Raw genomic sequence first — 17,087 nt, forward strand, 5'->3', positions numbered from 1 at the left:
TAGACCGGCGTGCGGGTTCGTCTCCTCGGCGCGCTCGAGGTCCTCGACGACGACGGGGCTCCGGTCGCGGTGGCGGGCACGCGCGTGCGCGCGTTGCTGGCCGCGCTGGCCCTGCGGCCCGGCCGCCTCGTCCCGGCCGACCGGCTCGTGGACGCGCTGTGGGAGGACGACCCACCCGCCAACGCCTCGAACGCGCTGCAGACGCTGGTGAAACGCCTGCGTGCGGCGCTCGGGCGCCCGGGCGCGGTGCTGTGGCGCGACGGCGGCTATGTGCTCGACGTCGAGCCCGCGCAGGTCGACTCCCACGTGTTCACCGCACTGACCCTGCCGTACGCGACGGGCGCGCTGCCGGACCGGATGGCGGACGGCGAGGTTCCCGGCGCGGAACTGGACGACGCGTGCGCGGAACTGGACGAGGCGCTGGCGTTGTGGCGCGGACCCGCCCTGGCCGATCTGCGCACGGTGTCCTATCTGGCGGCCGCGGCGGCGCGACTGGAGGAGCGGCGGCTGGCCGCTGTCGAGGCCCGCGCCGCCGCGCACCTCGCGCTCGGCCGTGAGGTGGACCTGTCGGCCGAGGCGGCCGCCCATCCGCTGCGCGAGCGGCTGTCCGCCCTGGCGATGCGCGCGCTCGCCCGCTCGGGCAGGCAGGCGGCGGCCCTTGCCCTGTATGAGCGGGTCCGAAGGGCGCTCGCGGACGAACTCGGAGTCGATCCGGGTCCGGAGCTGCGGGCCGCCCATCTCGACGTGCTGCGCGGGCAGCAGGATCCGATCGCGCCCAGCCCGCCGCTGAAGCGCATCCCCGGCATCCCCGGCACGGGCGTCCCCGGCATACGGGCGGGCAGGGCGTGGGCGCCGCCGACGACGTTCGTGGGCCGCGAGGAGGAGGTCACCCGTCTCGCGGCCCTGCTGCGTGACTCCCGGCTGGTCACGGTCGTCGGCCCCGGCGGGGCGGGCAAGACGCGCCTTGCGGTCGAGACCGCCCTGCGCGCCGCCGATCTCACGGGCGAGGGGGCGTGGCTGGCCGAGCTGGCCCCTCTGACGGACCCCGCGGACGTCGTGCGGGCCGTGCTCGAAACGCTGGGCGCCGACGCCGAGCCGCGGGTGGGCGGGGACTGGCGGCGGGACCCGCAGGACCCGGCGGAACGCCTGGTCGCCGCCCTCTCCGGGCGCGAGCCGCTGCTCATCCTCGACAACTGCGAGCACGTGATCGACGCCGCGGCGGGCCTGGCCGAGCTCGTGCTGCGCCGCTGCCCGGGAGTGCGCGTGCTCGCCACCAGCCGGGAGCCGCTCGGCGTGCCGGGGGAGACCCTCGCCCCGATCCCGCCCCTCGGCCTGCCCCCGGAGGGGGTCACCAGCGTCACCCCCCGCGAGGCGGGCGAGTATCCCGCCGTACGCCTCCTGGTGGACCGCGCCCGCGCGGTGAGTCCCGGCTTCGCCCTCGACGAGCACACGACCCCGCACGTCGTCACGATCTGCCGCCGCCTCGACGGGATGCCGCTGGCCATCGAACTGGCCGCGGCACGGATCAGGGCGCTCGGCCCCGAGCGGCTCGCGGCCCGCATCGACGACCGGTTCCGCCTGCTGACCGGCGGGAGCCGTACGGCCCTGCCGCGGCACCGCACGCTGAGCGCGGTGGTCGAGTGGAGCTGGGACCTGCTCGCGCCCGAGGAGAGGACGCTGGCGGAGCGGCTCGCGGTGTTCGCCGGCGGGGCCACGCTGGACGACGCGGAGCTGGTCTGCGGGGGCGACGGCCTCGACGTGGTGGCGGTGCTGCCATCCCTGGTCGACAAGTCCCTGCTGGAGACGCCGGGCGACGGCCGGTTCCGGATGCTGGAGACGATCCGGGCGTACGCGCTGCGTCGGCTGACGGACAGCGGTGAGCTCGACCGCTACCGGCGCCGGCACGCGGCGCACTTCCTGCGGCTGGCCGAGGATGCCGAGCCGCGCCTGCGCGGAGCCGGGCAGCTGGAGTGGATGGCCAGGCTGACCGCCGAGCAGGACAACCTGAACGCCGCCCTGCGCTGGGCCGTCGACTCCCGGGAGGCGGAGACCGCGCTGCGCCTGTGCGGCACGCTGAGCTGGTATTGGTGGCTGCGCGGACATCGCGGGCAGGCGGCCGCCTGGGCCGGGCAGGTGCTCGAACTCGTCCCCGAGGGCCCGCCCGCCGGGCTGGTGCGCGCCTACGCCGGGTGCCGGTTCGCGGTCACGGTCACCCGGCTCGGCGCGATCTGGACGGAGCCCGCCCGGGTCGAGGAGATCCGCCGGGAGCTCGGCGACCTCATCGACGAGGCCCTCCGCGAGGGCCAGGTGCATCCGATGCTGCCGATCCTGCGGGCGGTCGTGACGGCGATGGCCGGACGCAGGGAGGAGGCGGCCGCGATGCTCGACGCGTACACCGGCTCGGACGATCCCTGGCTGGCCGGCTCGGCGCTCATGATCAGGGGCGGGTCGCTCGGCTCGCCCAGTGGCAGCGAACAGGACGTCGCGGAGGCGGTGCGCAGGTTCCGGGCGCTGGGGGAGCGCTGGGGGCTGAGCGAGGCCCTGCTCACGCTGGCCGCCCTCCGCGCCCGCCGGGGCGCGCCGACGACCGACCTGATCGGCGAGATCGCCGGGCTGACCGCCGGATGGGTCAGCGCGGACGACATGATCTCCACGCTGACCCGCCTGGCCGCGCTGCGCCTCCAGGCGGGCGACGCCGAGGGCGCCGCGGCGGACGTGACGGCCGCCCGCTCCCACGTGGCCGCCGGCGTCTCGCCGTACGCGCTGGTGCAGGTGAGCATGGGCGAGGCGAAGGTGGCGCGGAGCGGGGGCGATCTCGACGGCGCGGTGGCGGCGTACGAGAAGGCCCTGGCCGTGCTGCGGGAACACCTCACCATCCCGCAGCTGCTCGCGTCGGCGTACGCCGAGTATGGCAGGACGCTGCTGGCCAGGGGCGACCTCGGCGGCGCGCTCGCGCGTCATCACCAGGCGCTGGACGCCCTCGGCGGCGCCCCCGACCCGCCGGTCCTCTCGACCGTGCTGGCCGGGCTGGCCATGATCGCCCTGGCAGGGGGCGACGCGGTGCGTTCCGCGGCGCTCTTCGGCGCGGCCGACGCCGCCCACCAGGGCTGGCGGGCGGACGCCGAGGCCGCCGAGGCGCTCACGGCGGCGCGCGAGGCGGCGGGCCCGGACTTCGACGCCGCCTACGAACGCGGCCGCACGGCGTCGCCCGAGGACCTCGGCCTGCCCGCCACCGGGAGCAGCAGGTAGGACGGCGCGCTGATCGTGACCCGCGCCGAGCCCGGGTGCCGGGCGTACTTGGGGAAGTTCGACCCCGCCACCTCCAGCCGCACCCGGTGTCCTGCCCCGAAGGCGTGGGCCAGATTCCCGAGGAGGACACGCACCCTCTCCGGCTGGGCGCCGCCGCCTTCGACCCGGGCGATGCCGTCCACGAGGATCTCCTCCCGGCCGTCGGGGTGCACGTCCACGAGTTTGCCCGTCACCGTGAAACACCTCGCGTCTGACTCGGCGGTCACCACCAGTTCGGCCGCACCCATGACCTCCAGCGGCGCCGGCAGCGGCGCGGTCGTGTGGCGCAGCACGTCGGCCCGGCCGGCGAGCGGCCGCTGGTCCACGGGCCCCGGCCCCGGAGGGAGGAACTCGATCACGTCGCCGCCCGTCGTCGGGACGGGGTCGCCGGGGTCGGACAGGAAGCAGGCCCGCAGCGTTGCCTCGGGCACGAGTGTGCGGGCCGCCTCGGGCCCGAGCGTGCCGCCGTCACCCAGGTGGTAACGGACGGCCTCGCTCTCCTCCGGCGGCCAGTCGGCCATCGCGCGCCACTCGCAGGCGCCCGTGACGAACACCCGGACCCTCGCGTCGTCCCCCAGCGGCGTGCCGCGCATCCAGTGGCCGAACCAGTCGAGGTGGAGGCCCGTCCAGTCGAGGGCCTCCCCGCTCGCGTGCGGGCCGTGGTCGCGCCCGGCCAGCGTCCGCTCGCGGAACGCGTGGGTCCACGGGCCGACGACGAGGCGGGCCCTGAGACGTGCACCGTCGCGCAGAGCCCGGTAGGTGTGGATGGTGCTGTCGCGGAAGTAGTCGTACCACCCGGTCGACAGCAGTGCCGGCACCTCGATCTTGTCGTAGCGCGCCTCCAGATCGGCGTCCCGCCACAGCTCGTGGGACGGATCGGGATGCGCGAGCCAGTCGGCGTAGAAGGGGAAGAGGTCCGCGATCTCCGGCTGGTCCCCGACGGGCAGGCGCCGGAGCATCTCGCCGAGCCGGGCCGCCGGGGCGGCCGGAAGACCGTTTTCCCCGGGACCGCGCCGGGCGCGGCGTGCCAGGTGCAGGGGAGCGATGACGGCCGCCAGGACCGGCAGGACGATGCCCAGCCTGAGGACGCCGCCGGCGTACACCACGTCGTGCAGCCCGGCGGGGGAGACGGAGGGCGCGATGGCCCGCAGTCCGTCCGGCCGCTCGCTCGCGGCGAGAAGCTGCGCGATGCCGAGATAGGAGTCGCCGAACATGCCGACCTGCCCGTCGCACCACAGTTGGCGCGCGGCCCAGGTCACCGTGTCGTACCCGTCGGCGGCCTCCCCGGTGAGGAACCGCAGGTCGCCCTCCGACTCGCCGGTGCCGCGGACGTCCTGCACCATGACCGCGTACCCCGCGGACAGCAGCCGGGCGACGTCGAGCCGCAGACCCGGGCCGTAGGGCCCTCTGCCGTACGGGGTCCGGGCCAGCAGGACGGGATGCCGCCCATGGGGCGCGGGCAGCCAGACGGTCGCGGCGAGTCGTGCGCCGTCGCGCATGGGCGTCCACGCGTCCCGGCCGTCGGGGAGCTCACCGGCCCAGGCCGGCACGGGGACGGCGTTCACCGGATCCTCCGGGCGTAGGCGCGTACGGCGAGCGGGACGAAACACGCGGTGACCGCGGCGGCCCAGGCCAGGGTGACCCAGACGTGCGGTCCCACGGGAGTGCCGGTGAGCAGCGCGCGGACGGCGTCGGCCAGGTGCGAGATCGGGTTGAGCGACGACCACCAGCGCAGCACGCCCGGCAGGTTGGCCGGGGGGATGAACGCGCTGCTGCCGAACGTCAGCGGCAGCAGGACGGCGGTCGCCATTCCCTGCATCGAGGCGACGGACTTGGCCTTCAGCCCGAGCCAGGCCGACACCCAGCTCAGGGCCAGCGTGAACAGCAACAGCAGGGCCAGGCCGGCCAGCGCCTCCAGGGGTGGAGCGGTGATCCGGAACCCGGCCGCGAGCCCGGCGGCCAGGGCCACCACGATGATCACCGTCGTCGTCAGCGCGTCCGCGGTCACCCGCCCGATCAGCGGGGCCGAGCGGGCGATCGGCATGCTCCGGAACCGGTCGAACACGCCGTTCACGATGTCCTCGGCGAGGTTCATGCCCGTGGTGTTCGTCGAGATGAGGGCCACCTGCGTGAGCACGCCGGGCAGCAGATAGCGCGCGGCGTGCTCGGTGTCGCCGGACATGGCCCCGAACATCAGGACGAAGACCACGACCATGAAGACCGGCTGAAGCAGGAGCTGGACAAGCCGGCCGGGCTCGTTCCGCAGCGGCACCAGGCTCCGCCAGGCGAGGGTCATGCCCTGCGCGAGCGCGCCCCGGTGCCCGGTCGTGGACGGCACGGCGGTCATCGCGTTCTCCCCGCTGTCGTCGGTCGGTCTCACTCGTGTCGTGGGTGCAGCGGTCAAGGCGTCCTCCCGGAGGTCGTGGTGTCGGTGAGGGCGAGGAACGCCTCGTCGAGCGTGGGCCGGCGGACGGCGTGCTCGGCGAGGGAGACACCGGCCTCCTCCAGCCGCAGGAACACGGCCAGGCTCACCGCCGGGTTGAGCAGCGGCACGCTGAGCAGGCCGTTCTCGCCGCGGTGCGGGGTCAGCCCGGTGACCTCGGCGAGGATCAGTTCCGCCTTCTCGGCGTCGTGCTCGGGCCGGATCTCCAGGCGCCGGTCGCCCGCCCTGGCCTTCAGCTCGCCCGGCGTTCCCCTCGCGGCCACCACGCCGTGGTCGATGAGCACGATCTCGTCGGCGAGCTGGTCGGCCTCTTCCAGGTACTGCGTCGTGAGCAGCACGGTCGCCCCGCCCGCCACCTGCTCGCGCACGATGCGCCACAGGTCCGCCCTGGCACGCGGGTCGAGCCCGGTCGTCGGCTCGTCCATGAAGACGATCGACGGCCGGCCGACGAGGCTGACGGCCAGGTCGAGCCGCCGCCGCATGCCACCCGAGTAGGACCCCGCCGCCCGGTCGGCGGCGTCCTCCAGGCCGAACTCCCCGAGCAGCGCCGCCGCCCTGCCCCGGGCCGTGGCCCGGCTCATGCCGAGCAGCCGCCCGCTCATCACCAGGTTCTGCCGCCCGGTCAGCTTCTCGTCCACCGACGCGTACTGGCCGGTCAGCCCGGTCAGCTTCCGTACCACCGCCGGCGCCTTCACCACGTCATGCCCGCCGACCGCCGCGCGGCCTTCGTCGGGGGAGACGAGCGTGGCGAGGATCCGGACCGCGGTGGTCTTGCCCGCGCCGTTCGGGCCGAGCACGCCGAGCACCGTGCCCGGCGGCGCGGCGAAGTCGACCCCCGCCAGCGCGGCCTTGTCGCCGTATCTCTTCACGAGGCCGCGGACCTCAATCGCGTACGTCATGCTCCGACGGTCTCCGCCCGCGCTGGCAGGGGGCTGGCGCAGCGCTGGCACGGCGCTGGCAAGGGAGAGCACGGGAGGGCGCGGGCTGGCACGAGAGAGCACGGGAGAGCATGGGAGGGCACGGCGCCGGCAGGGGACCGGCGGTCTCGCTGATCGCGGCGAAGGTGAAACTTGCAGAGAAGGGCGGCATCATGGGTAACCGCAGGTTGGGCCGCTGGAACGCGCCCACCTGCGACATGAGTCACGCATAATCCGGGCTTAAGACTGCGCCGCTTGTCCGCCCGGCGATGACGTCACTACGCTCCCGCGGCATTCCTCTTCACGCCTCCGCGCCCCGTCGCGGAGGCTCGTCCCTGTTCGGAGCCACCATGGGAGCGATCATGCGTGGCGCTTTCGCCGTCGTGGTCCTGAGCGCCGTGCTGTCCTCATTGTTCGTGGTCTGGTACGGCCCGGCCCGCGCCACCGAGACCGGCGCCACGACCGTCGGCCAGACGCAGGCCCGGTCACGTGTCGTGGTGCGCAGGGCCGCCGCACCGGCACAGCCCGCACCGGTGCGGGCCGCGGTCGCCCCCGCGCAGGCGGCCGCTCCCGTACAGGCCGTCGCTCCCGCACACGCGGCACCGGTACATGCGGCCGCTCCCGCTGCCGTGCCCGAGGTGACGGTCACGGTCACCGTCACCGTCACGCCGTCGCCGTCCCCCTCGCCGGGCCGCATCCGGGTCGGCTACGTCTCGCAGCGCGGCGCGTACGGCGCCACGTCCACCGTGCGCGACCTCGACACCAGCGGGCTGGCGGGCAGGCTGACCCACGTCCTCTACGCCTTCGCGAACATCGACCCCGAGTCGCCGGCCTGTCTCAGCGGGATCACCCGGCCGCCCGCGCCCGACCCGAACGACCCCGACCAGGGCGACGGCGCGGGCGACGCCTGGGCCGACTACCAGCGCGGTTTCACGGCGGCCGAGTCGTTGGACGGCGTCGCCGACCCTCCGGACGCTCCGCTCGCCGGCAACTTCAACCAGCTGAAGAAGCTCAAGGCCCGGCATCCCGGCCTGAAGGCGCTCATCTCGATCGGCGGCTGGACCTACTCCAAATACTTCTCGGACGTCGCGCGGACCGCCGCCACCCGGCAGAGGTTCGTGAAGTCGTGTCTCGACACCTACATCAGGGGTGACCTGCCGGGCGCCGAGGGCAGGGGCGGCCCGGGCAGCGCGGCGGGCGTCTTCGACGGCATCGACGTCGACTGGGAGTGGCCCGGTGGCGAGGGCCACCTGGGCAACCACACCGGTGCCGACGACAGGCGGAACCTGACGGCCCTGCTGACCGAGTTCCGCGCGCAACTCGACGCGCTCGGCGCGGCCACCGGCCGCCACTATCTGCTCACGGTCTACCTCCCCGCCGACGCCGATCGCATCGACGCCGGGTTCGACCTGGAGAAGCTGGTCGGCCTCGTCGACTTCGTCAACGCGCAGCGCGACGGCCGGCACGCCGTCCGCGAGGGCGCGATCCTGCGCTGAGCCACCCACCTCGAAAGCCGCCCACTCTGATCCGGGCCCGCTTCGCCGGAGCGCGCTGAGCCGCCACAACGTGCCTGCCTCAAGGGACGAGCAATCGGTCCTTAACACGCGCATAACCCGGCCCCGCGCCTCGACCGGCGATGACACGGTTCGTTAGGAACGCTGTCGAATTGGGTCTTGTGAACCAGCGACCGCGAAGCTACGATCCGTACAACTCTTAGGAAACTTTCCTAAAAGAAGAAACATCGGGAGCCGGAAATGGCCCTTCCTCACCCCTAGCGTTCTCGTCTCGCGTCCCGTCACCAGACGCCCTTGAGTGCCGTACGGCCGGTGCTGTTCCGATCGGCCGCCTCCGTCAGGCGCCGGCCGTACGGATTCCCATGACCTCCCCGTTCACCCCCCACTGAGGTTGTGTCCATGCAGATCAGGCATGTCTGGCGTGCGCTCGCCGCGATGGCCGCACTCGCGCTCGCTCTCGTCGCGCTGCCCGCCGAGGCCGCCACGGTCAAGGCCGTCTTCTCGGCCGATTCTGACTGGGGCTCCGGCTACCAGGGCCGCTACACCATCACCAACACCGGAACCGCCGTGATCTCCGGCTGGACGGTCGAGTTCGACCTTCCCGCAGGCTCGACGGTCGGGTCCTACTGGGACGCGCTCATGACGCGTTCCGGCGACCATTACGCGTTCAGGAACCGCGAGTACAACGGCGGCCTTGCTCCGGGCGCCTCGACGACGTTCGGCTGGGTGAACGGCGGACCCGGCAGGCCGGTCGCCTGCCGCCTGGACGGCGGCCCGTGCGACGGCGCGACGACCTCGCCGTCCCCCTCGCCGAGCGCGTCCCCCAGCACATCCGCGAGCCCGTCTCCGAGTTCGCCGCCGCCCGCGCCCGGGGCCCTGCGCGCCGCGCCGTACGTGGACATGGGCGCCTGGCCCACGCCGAGCCTGAGCGCGATGGCCTCGGCCTCCGGCCTGAAGAGCTTCACCCTCGCGTTCGTCACCGCCTCGGGCTGTAAGGCGATGTGGTTCAACGCGTACGACCCGCGGCAGAAGTGGGCGAAGGACCAGATCGACGCGATCCGAGCCGGCGGCGGGGACGTCAAGGTGTCCTTCGGCGGCGCGACCGGCATCGAGCTCGCCCAGGCGTGCACCGACGTGAACGCGCTCACCGGCGAGTACGACGCCGTCGTCACCGCCTACGACCTGAAGTACATCGACCTCGACATCGAGGGATCCGCGGCGGCCGAGCCCGCGTCCATCGCCCGCCGCTCCCAGGCGCTCGCCCGGCTGCAGCAGGCCCACCCCGACCTGAAGATCTCGCTCACGCTGCCCGTGCTGCCGAGCGGCCTGACCGCCGACGGCCTCAACGTGGTGCGGTCGGCCCGCGACGCCGGGGTCAGGCTCGACGTCGTCAACGTCATGGCCATGGACTACTACCAGTCCGTCGACTACGGCGACGCGGCGGTCCAGGCGGCGAACAGCACATTCGGGCAGCTCAAGAGCCTGTATCCGAGCCTGTCCGACGCCCAGGTGTGGCGGATGGCCGGGGTCACGCCGATGCTCGGCCAGAACGACGACGGCCGGATCTACAACCAGGACGACGCCCGTCAACTCGTCGCCTTCGCCAAGGACAAGCACCTCGGGTTGCTGGCCTTCTGGGAGACGACCCGCGACCGAAACGCCTGCACCGGCGCGCTCTACTCCTGCACCAACATCGCCCAGTCGCCCTACGAGTTCTCCAAGATCTTCGCTTCGTACACGGGATGAGGCACATGAAGAAGCTCATCGGCCTGGGCGCGGCGGCGTCCGTCGCCTTCGCCGACCTGCTCACGGCGACGTTCACCGGCCCGGCCCTCGCCGCCAACATCGCGGCCAACGCGGGGTTCGAGTCGGGTCTGTCGGGCTGGACGTGCGCGTCCACGGCGCAGGCGGTGTCGAGCCCGGTCCACGGCGGGTCGAGGGCTCTGTCCGCGACCCCGGCCGGCAGCGACTACGCCCGGTGTGAGCAGGCGATCAGCGTCAGGCCGTCCACGACGTACGCGCTGTCGGCGTGGGTGCGAGGGAACTACGTGTTCCTCGGGGCGACAGGCGCGGGGGTGAACACCCAGACGTGGGGGTCGCCGGGTTCGTCGTGGTCACAGTTGTCGACGTCCTTCACCACAGGATCGTCCACGACGAGTGTGACGATCTACGTCAACGGCTGGTATGGCCAGGGCGCCTACTACGCCGACGACATCGTCCTCGACGGCCCCGGCACCCCGCCCTCGCCCTCTCCATCTCCGTCGGCGTCCCCGTCGGTGAGCCCGTCTGCGAGCCCGAGCCCGAGGCCGTCCCCATCACCGTCCCCGTCGCCCTCACCCTCGGCTTCGCCGAGCCCGCCGCCGGGCGGCAAACGGCTGATGGCCGGCTACCTGCACGCCTCGTTCGCCAACGGGTCCGGCTACGTGCGGATGGCCGACGTCCCCGACGCGTGGGACATCATCGACCTGGCGTTCGGCGAGCCGACCTCGCCCACCTCCGGCGACGTCCGGTTCACCCGTTGTCCGGCCACCGAGTGCCCGAACGTCGAGAGCGACGCCGAGTTCGTCGCGGCCATCCGCGCCAAACAGTCGGCCGGCAAGAAGGTGCTGATCTCGATCGGCGGTCAGAACGGCATCGTCCAGCTCACCACCACCGCCGCCCGGGACAAATTCGTCCAGTCGGTCGCCGCGATCATCGACAGATACGGCCTGGACGGTCTCGACATCGACTTCGAGGGCCACTCGCTGTCGCTGAACCCCGGCGACACCGACTTCCGCAACCCGACCACCCCGGTGGTCGTGAACCTCATCTCCGCGATCAAGGCGCTCAAGGCCAGGTACGGCGCGACGTTCACGCTCACCATGGCCCCCGAGACGTTCTTCGTCCAGCTCGGCTACCAGTTCTACGGCCCGGGCCGGAACGGCACAGCCGACGCCCGCTCCGGGGCGTACCTGCCCGTGATCCACGCACTGCGTGACGACCTCACGCTGCTGCACGTCCAGGACTACAACTCCGGGCCGATCATGGGCCTCGACAACCAGTACCACACGATGGGCGTGGCCGACTTCCACGTCGCCATGACCGACATGCTGCTCACCGGCTTCCCCGTGGCCGGTGGCGCCACCTTCCCGCCGCTGCGTCCCGACCAGGTCGCGATCGGCCTGCCGGCCGCGCCGTACGCCGGCAACGGCTACACGAGCACAGCCGAGGTACAGAGCGCCTTCGGCTGCCTGGCGAAGGGGACGGGCTGCGGCTCCTACCGGCCGCACGGAACCTTCCCCGGCCTGCGCGGCCTCATGGCCTGGTCCGTCAACTGGGACACGTACTCGGGCTCCGAATTCTCCCGTTCCCACAGGGCGTATCTCGACGCCCTGAAGTGATCCCCCCCACCCACCCCCCACCCCTTGCGAGGAGAAATGCAGCTTCGCTTCGGTACGGGCCGGCGCGCGAGGACGGCCCTCGCTCTGCTCGCCTCCCTCCTCCTGGCCGTCGCCGGACTGGTCGCGGGTACGGCCGCGTCCGCCTCGGCGGCCCCGAACAGCGTGGTCATGCTGGCCTACCCGGCATGGGCCCCGAACACCTGGTATGCCATCGGCGCCCGGGTGACCTACAACGGCGCCGACTACGAGTGCATCCAGGCGCACACGTCCCTGACCGGCTGGGAGCCGCCGATCGTCCCGGCCCTCTGGAAGATGGTCAGCGGCGGCGGCAACCCGTCGCCGAGCCCGTCGCCGACGCCTCCGTCGGGCGCGCCAGGCAAGCCCGGCAACCCGTCGGTCACCGGCACCACGAACTCGTCGATCTCGCTGTCCTGGGGCGCGTCGAGCGGGACGGTGACCGGCTACCGCGTCTACGAGGGCACCTCGGTCAAGGCGACCGTCGGCGGCACCAGCACCACGGTGTCCGGCCTCGGCACCTGCACCACCCACACGTACACCGTCAAGGCGTACAACTCGAACGGCGAGTCCGCGGCGAGCGGCTCGGTGACCGGCACCACCACGGGCTGTCCCGCGAGCGGCGGGAAGCTCCCCGGCGCGCCCTACCTGTACGAGGGCTGGGGCAACCCGCCGAACCCGGCGACGGTGATGAACGCCACCGGGGTCAGGCAGTTCACGATGGCCTTCATGCTCTCCGGCGGCGGCTGCACCCCGGCCTGGGACGGCTCCCGCCCGCTGTCCGGCAGCGCGGACGCCAGCGCGATCTCGCAGATCAAGGCCGCGGGCGGCAACGTCCAGATCTCCTTCGGCGGCTGGTCGGGCAACAAGCTCGGCCCCAACTGCTCCAGCTCGTCCGCCTTCGCCTCGGCCGTCCAGCAGGTCATCAACGCCTACAACCCGGCCGCGGTCGACTTCGACATCGAGAACAGCGACGAGTTCGAGAACGAGGCCGTCCAGGACCGCATCCTCGGCGGACTGAAGATCGTCAAGCAGAACAACCCGAACGTCAAGGTCGTCGTCACCTTCGGCACCAGCACGACCGGCCCGAGCTGGTGGGGCACCCGGCTGATCAACCAGTCCAAGGCGCTGGGCGTGAACATCGACAACTACACGATCATGCCGTTCGACTTCGGCGGCGGCGCGAACATGTACCAGAACACCGTCAACGCGGCCGAGGGGCTGAAGAACGCGCTCAAGGCGGCCTGGGGCTGGACCGACGCCCAGGCGTACGCGCACATGGGCATCTCCGGCATGAACGGCCTGTCCGACCAGCAGGAGCTCACCTCTGTGGCCACCTGGACCCAGATCCGCGACTGGGCCAAGTCCAAGGGCCTGGGCCGGCTCGCCTTCTGGGCGGTCAACCGCGACCGCGGCTGCGCGGGCGGCGGCGTGGTGTCGAACTGCAGCGGCATCGCCCAGAACGACTGGGACTTCACGAGGATCACCGCGGGCTTCTGACCCGTCCACCTGTCGAAGGCAAGAGGGATCCGGGCACGGCCCGCCGGACCGGATCCCTCGCCGCCCGCGCGATGTGAGCTCGGTCAGATGCGAGCTCGGACCGATGTGAGTGCGGACCGATGCGAGTCCGGCGCCCATGAGCAGGCGGCCGGCCCGGCGGGGACGACCCCCCTTACCCGCCGTGCCGGTCGCCCCCGTTCGTGGGGGCGAGCAGGCCGATCAACATCCCGACGATCACGGCCACGGCAACGGTGATCCACAGGCGAATTTTCATCGAAGTCTCCCGGATGTAACGCTCCGTGGTCACAATACCCCGAATTGTGACGGACCGCGACGGCCGGTGCCTCGAATCGGGGAACAAGTCGCCTGTTCGCCATTCGTCAGGCAGGCTTGGCACGTCATGGAATACGCGATCCCCACCAGCATCGTCCTCGTCGCGGGCGTCGTGCTCGCCATCGTCGCCCAATGGAAGGGCTGGCGGCCGTCCCTGGCCGTCACGCTCACGCTCGGCGTCGCCGTACGCGTGCTGATCATGGTTCTGTCGGCCTGGGACACCCATTGGCAGCCCGTCGACTACGTCAACAGCTTCCAGCCCGCCGGCGTGGCGATCCTCGACCACCGCGATCCGGTGCTCGAGAGCAACGGCGGATGGCACTTCCTGCCGACGATCCCGTACATGTACGGCCTGCTGCTGTGGCTGGGCATCCCCTGGGAGTACGCCGGTCGCATCGTCACCGTGGTCGCCGACATCGTGCTGATCCCGCTGGTCGGCAAGCTGGCCGGGGCGCGGACCGAGAAGCTGCGCGCCTTCCAGTACGCCTGCAACCCCCTCGCGATCCTCGTCGCCTCCGTGCACGGCCAGGTCGAGCCGGTCTCCCTGGTCTTCGGGGTCGCGGCGTACGTCGTGGCGCGCGGCCCGGGAGACTGGCGGCGGCCCGACCCCCTGCCCTGGGCCCACATGCGGCTCGCGAACCGTGACCTGCCGCTGCCCTGGATTTCGCCGGGCGAGATCATGCGGCGCGTCGTCCACCCGTCGGAGGAGGACCGCGCGGCGACCGGCCGGGCCGTGTGGGCGGGTCTGCTCATGGGGCTCGCGCTCTGTGCGAAGAGCTGGCCGGTGATCCTCGTGCCGGCCCTGCTGATGTTCCTGCCGGGGCTGCGCAGCCGCCTGGTCACGCTGGTCGCGACCGGCGTCGCGCCCGTGTTTTTCCTGCTGACGCTCCCGATCGGCGGCTGGACGGAGTGGCGGCAGCTGCCCGAGGTGCTCAACACCATCGGGCTGCGGCCCAGCGACGTCCGCCCGATCACGGGTGACTGGGGCTGGACCGCCCTGGTGAGCGGCGGCAACTGGAACCTCGATCCGACCCCGGCGAGGATCGGCCAGTACATGATCTACGCCGCGATCGTCGCCTGCCTCGTCTGGTGGCGCAAGGCCGATCCGGTCGACGTCACGATCGCGATCCTGCTCTCTTTCATGATCTTCACACCGCGCCTCGGCGCGCAGTACCTGCTGTGGTTCATGCCGTTCCTGGTCGCCCGGCCCACCCGCTGGGCCTGGCCGGCGATCATCGGCAGCTCGCTCTGGTCGGCGATCGGATACATCGTGCTCACCCAGTTCCACGGGCCCGAGTGGGGCGAGCTGCACGCGCCCTGGGCGATCGGTTCGCTGGTGCTGTTCCCGGTGCTGATCGCGGCGATCCCGTGGCGGCGCAGGTACGCGGAGATCACGCCGGAGTCGCTTCCGGGGGAGAGGGAGAGCATCCGCACCGCCTGAGGCGGGCCCCTGCCGGTCTCAGGTCACTATGAGGCGGACCATGTGGCCGTGGCTCGCGAAGCCGGTGTCGCCGTCGAGCATCCCGGTCACGCACTCGAACACGCCCGGCGCGGCCTGCCGTACGAAGAAGACGGTCTCGGCGATCGCCGACAGGAGCCGGATCACGTCGCGCTGCACGTGGACGCCCTCCCTGTCGCCGGCCAGCGAGACCGTCACCTCGTACACGCCGTCATCGAGCAGGCGCTCACCGGTCAGCAGCCACTCCGACCCGCACGCCCGGCGCAGGTGGGGGAGCAGATGCGCCTCGGGCTCCTCCGCCACCCACCCGTCTCGTGCCATCACGCCCAGCAGGGCGGAGACCTGTGGCTCCATCGCTGAAGCGTCCGCGATCCCGGTGAAGCGCTCGTCGTTGTCCCATCGCCGCATGATCAGACCCTAAGCCGGAGCGCGGCGGCGCACTCAGCAGACGCTCCGTGCCGTCCACCCGAAATGTCGCCCACGGCCACCAGCGTCTCCCCCCGCAGGCGTGGTCACTTGGGGGAGGGGCACAACGGCCCGACTGCTCCGCGGCGTCGAACGGCTGTCGGGCTGACCCGGCCGGACGATGTCACCGAGGTTCGGGGTGTTCCGGCTGTTCCGGCTGGGAGTCGGGGCGGGACCCGGGGGAGCGCTCCGGCAACCGTCCCGAGATGAGCGCGGCGGCCCAGGCGCCGTCCGGATCGCTGTCGACGAGCAGGGCGCGGACGAGCAGGCTCAGCGGGATCGCCAGCAGCGCGCCCAGCGGGCCGAGCACCCACGCCCAGACGATCAGCGAGAGGAAGGTGGCCGTGGTGGACAGCCCCACGGCGTCACCCAGGAACTTCGGCTGGATGAACGACTGGATCACCACGTTGATGGCGATGTAGGCGACGATCACCAGCAGCATCGTCTTGGGCCCGCCTTCCAGCAGCCCGAGCAGCGCCGGCGGGATGAGGCCCAGAATGAACCCGATGTTCGGGATGTAGTTCGTGATGAGGGCGAGCACTCCCCACAGCAGGGGGAGCGGCACGCTCAGCACGTACAACACGATGACGTCCAGGATCGAGCAGATGAGGCCGAAGACGGTCGAGACGATCAGGTAGCGGCGAGTCCTGTACGTGAAGGTCTTGAGCGCACGGGCGAGGGCGGGCCGTTCGGCCGACGCGGCGTCCACGACCCGAGCGAAAACGGGGGCGTCGAGGCTCATGGCCAGCAGCAGGACGACGATCAGGAACAGACTCGACAGCACTCCCAGAAGGCTGCTCAACACGCTCTGGGCGAGGCCGATCAACTTGCCGAAATCGAGTGACGACAGCGCCTTGTTGAGCTGTTCACTTCCGTAGCCGAGACCCGCCGCCCAGTGCTGGAGGTCGGCCACCATCGCGTTGAACTGCACCGCGTACGTGGGAGCAAGGATGGCGAGCTGTGCGGCGGCGACGCTGAGCACCGCGACCATGCCGAGCAGGACCAGCAGCACCACCGCGAGGGGAACGGCCACCTGCAACCACACCGGCGAGTTGTGGCGGGCCAGCCAGCCGCGTATCGGGGCGACGGCGATGACGAGGGTCAGCGCCAGGACGACCGGGCCGACGATCGAGCCCACGGCTTGAACGCCGGCAAGGGTGATCACCGCGGCCGCGGCACAGACCAGCACGATCAGGGCGCGAGGTAACCCCTGTCGAGTCACGTCCGTTCCTACCCCTTCTCCTTGTGGAAAGGCTGTGCAAGGTGGATCAGTCGTAGCACGCCCTGGCCCCTACCCTTGTCCGCGCGGGCGAGTCGTGACGGGAATGAAGCCGGGCCGGACGCCGTTCGATTCGTGCGGAACTTCCATCCACAGGGTGACCTGTGGGAATAGGTTTCCGCGCGGGTGCGTTGGAGACTACCCGGGCCAAGTCGTCGGCAGGCCCTGGTAATCTTGTGGTGTCGGCGCGGTTCGGCGCACTCCTCTTCGATCACTTCGGTGGTTGTCTTGTGTGTGCGCGGTGGTTGCCGGCGGCTCCTTTGGTTTTTCGATCTTCTGGTTCTCGGTGGTTTTGCGTCGGGGTGGGGGTTCGGGTAAGTTAGAGGGGTTGCCCCGGAAACGGGGGGTCGAAATTCCTGTCGGTCGGCGGGTTTCGGGTCAAGAAGTCCCGGTGGGGCGGATTTGACACGAAAGAGCCGGTCGGGAAGAATTAAGACCAGCAAGACAAAAGAAAAACAAACGGTGAAACGCCCCGGAGCGTGGGACCTTCTGAG

General features: G+C 71.7%; 11 protein-coding genes. 6 read left to right on the forward strand and 5 right to left on the reverse strand.

Translation table 11 applies throughout. The features are described from left to right. The first annotated feature begins 9 nt into the window (after positions 1-9). Positions 10-3,249, forward strand: coding sequence for an AfsR/SARP family transcriptional regulator (locus tag BXA11_RS14560; protein ID WP_076434943.1), 3,240 nt, complete (start codon positions 10-12; stop codon positions 3,247-3,249). Here BXA11_RS14560 and BXA11_RS14565 read toward each other — a convergent pair. The 3 genes from BXA11_RS14565 to BXA11_RS14575 are packed head-to-tail and all read right to left on the reverse strand — an operon-like array spanning position 3,183 to position 6,630. Continuing rightward, a complete protein-coding gene (locus tag BXA11_RS14565; protein WP_076434944.1) occupies positions 3,183-4,853 on the reverse strand; it encodes a CocE/NonD family hydrolase in 1,671 nt (556 codons plus the stop codon). The genes BXA11_RS14560 and BXA11_RS14565 overlap by 67 nt on opposite strands. Continuing rightward, positions 4,850-5,668, reverse strand: a complete 819-nt coding sequence (locus tag BXA11_RS14570; RefSeq protein ID WP_083744231.1) for an ABC transporter permease — start codon at positions 5,666-5,668, stop codon at positions 4,850-4,852. The genes BXA11_RS14565 and BXA11_RS14570 overlap by 4 nt, the downstream gene beginning before the upstream one ends. Positions 5,669-5,688: 20 nt before the next feature. Beyond that, positions 5,689-6,630 carry an ATP-binding cassette domain-containing protein gene (locus tag BXA11_RS14575; protein ID WP_076434945.1) on the reverse strand — a complete coding sequence of 314 codons (942 nt, stop codon included), beginning with the start codon at positions 6,628-6,630 and terminating at the stop codon, positions 5,689-5,691. Between the two features lie 380 nt (positions 6,631-7,010). On the opposite strand from BXA11_RS14575, the gene BXA11_RS14580 reads away from it, so the two are divergent. The 5 genes from BXA11_RS14580 (at position 7,011) to BXA11_RS14605 (ending at position 14,831) form a co-directional block, all read left to right on the forward strand. Continuing rightward, a complete protein-coding gene (locus tag BXA11_RS14580; RefSeq protein WP_239105257.1) occupies positions 7,011-8,144 on the forward strand; it encodes a glycoside hydrolase family 18 protein in 1,134 nt (377 codons plus the stop codon). Positions 8,145-8,561: 417 nt separating this feature from the next. Continuing rightward, positions 8,562-9,908, forward strand: coding sequence for a cellulose binding domain-containing protein (locus BXA11_RS14585; protein WP_076434947.1), 1,347 nt, complete (start codon positions 8,562-8,564; stop codon positions 9,906-9,908). Positions 9,909-9,913: 5 nt separating this feature from the next. Next, on the forward strand, positions 9,914-11,542 hold the full coding sequence (locus BXA11_RS14590; protein ID WP_076434948.1) for a chitinase: 1,629 nt from the start codon (positions 9,914-9,916) through the stop codon (positions 11,540-11,542). Between the two features lie 36 nt (positions 11,543-11,578). Next, positions 11,579-13,057, forward strand: a complete 1,479-nt coding sequence (locus BXA11_RS14595) for a carbohydrate-binding protein (RefSeq protein WP_076434949.1) — start codon at positions 11,579-11,581, stop codon at positions 13,055-13,057. A gap of 400 nt (positions 13,058-13,457) precedes the next feature. Then, complete coding sequence (locus tag BXA11_RS14605) at positions 13,458-14,831, forward strand: hypothetical protein (RefSeq protein WP_076434951.1); 1,374 nt, start codon at positions 13,458-13,460, stop codon at positions 14,829-14,831. 18 nt (positions 14,832-14,849) lie between these two features. Here the strand turns inward: BXA11_RS14605 and BXA11_RS14610 are convergent, their stop codons facing one another. Both BXA11_RS14610 and BXA11_RS14615 read right to left on the reverse strand, forming a co-directional pair. Next, on the reverse strand, positions 14,850-15,257 hold the full coding sequence (locus BXA11_RS14610; RefSeq protein ID WP_076434952.1) for a hypothetical protein: 408 nt from the start codon (positions 15,255-15,257) through the stop codon (positions 14,850-14,852). A gap of 181 nt (positions 15,258-15,438) precedes the next feature. Next, on the reverse strand, positions 15,439-16,536 hold the full coding sequence (locus BXA11_RS14615; RefSeq protein ID WP_076434953.1) for an AI-2E family transporter: 1,098 nt from the start codon (positions 16,534-16,536) through the stop codon (positions 15,439-15,441). Between the last annotated feature and the right edge of the window lie 551 nt (positions 16,537-17,087).

This window comes from Microbispora rosea (assembly GCF_900156315.1).
Taxonomy (GTDB): domain Bacteria; phylum Actinomycetota; class Actinomycetes; order Streptosporangiales; family Streptosporangiaceae; genus Microbispora; species Microbispora rosea.

What these genes read in the sequence shown, in the direction of transcription:
- BXA11_RS14575 (WP_076434945.1), bottom strand. Translation starts at nt 6,630, where the DNA reads ATGACGTACGCGATTGAGGTCCGCGGCCTCGTGAAGAGATACGGCGAC.
- BXA11_RS14580 (WP_239105257.1), top strand. Translation starts at nt 7,011, where the DNA reads ATGCGTGGCGCTTTCGCCGTCGTGGTCCTGAGCGCCGTGCTGTCCTCA.
- BXA11_RS14585 (WP_076434947.1), top strand. Translation starts at nt 8,562, where the DNA reads ATGCAGATCAGGCATGTCTGGCGTGCGCTCGCCGCGATGGCCGCACTC.
- BXA11_RS14590 (WP_076434948.1), top strand. Translation starts at nt 9,914, where the DNA reads ATGAAGAAGCTCATCGGCCTGGGCGCGGCGGCGTCCGTCGCCTTCGCC.
- BXA11_RS14595 (WP_076434949.1), top strand. Translation starts at nt 11,579, where the DNA reads ATGCAGCTTCGCTTCGGTACGGGCCGGCGCGCGAGGACGGCCCTCGCT.
- BXA11_RS14605 (WP_076434951.1), top strand. Translation starts at nt 13,458, where the DNA reads ATGGAATACGCGATCCCCACCAGCATCGTCCTCGTCGCGGGCGTCGTG.
- BXA11_RS14610 (WP_076434952.1), bottom strand. Translation starts at nt 15,257, where the DNA reads ATGCGGCGATGGGACAACGACGAGCGCTTCACCGGGATCGCGGACGCT.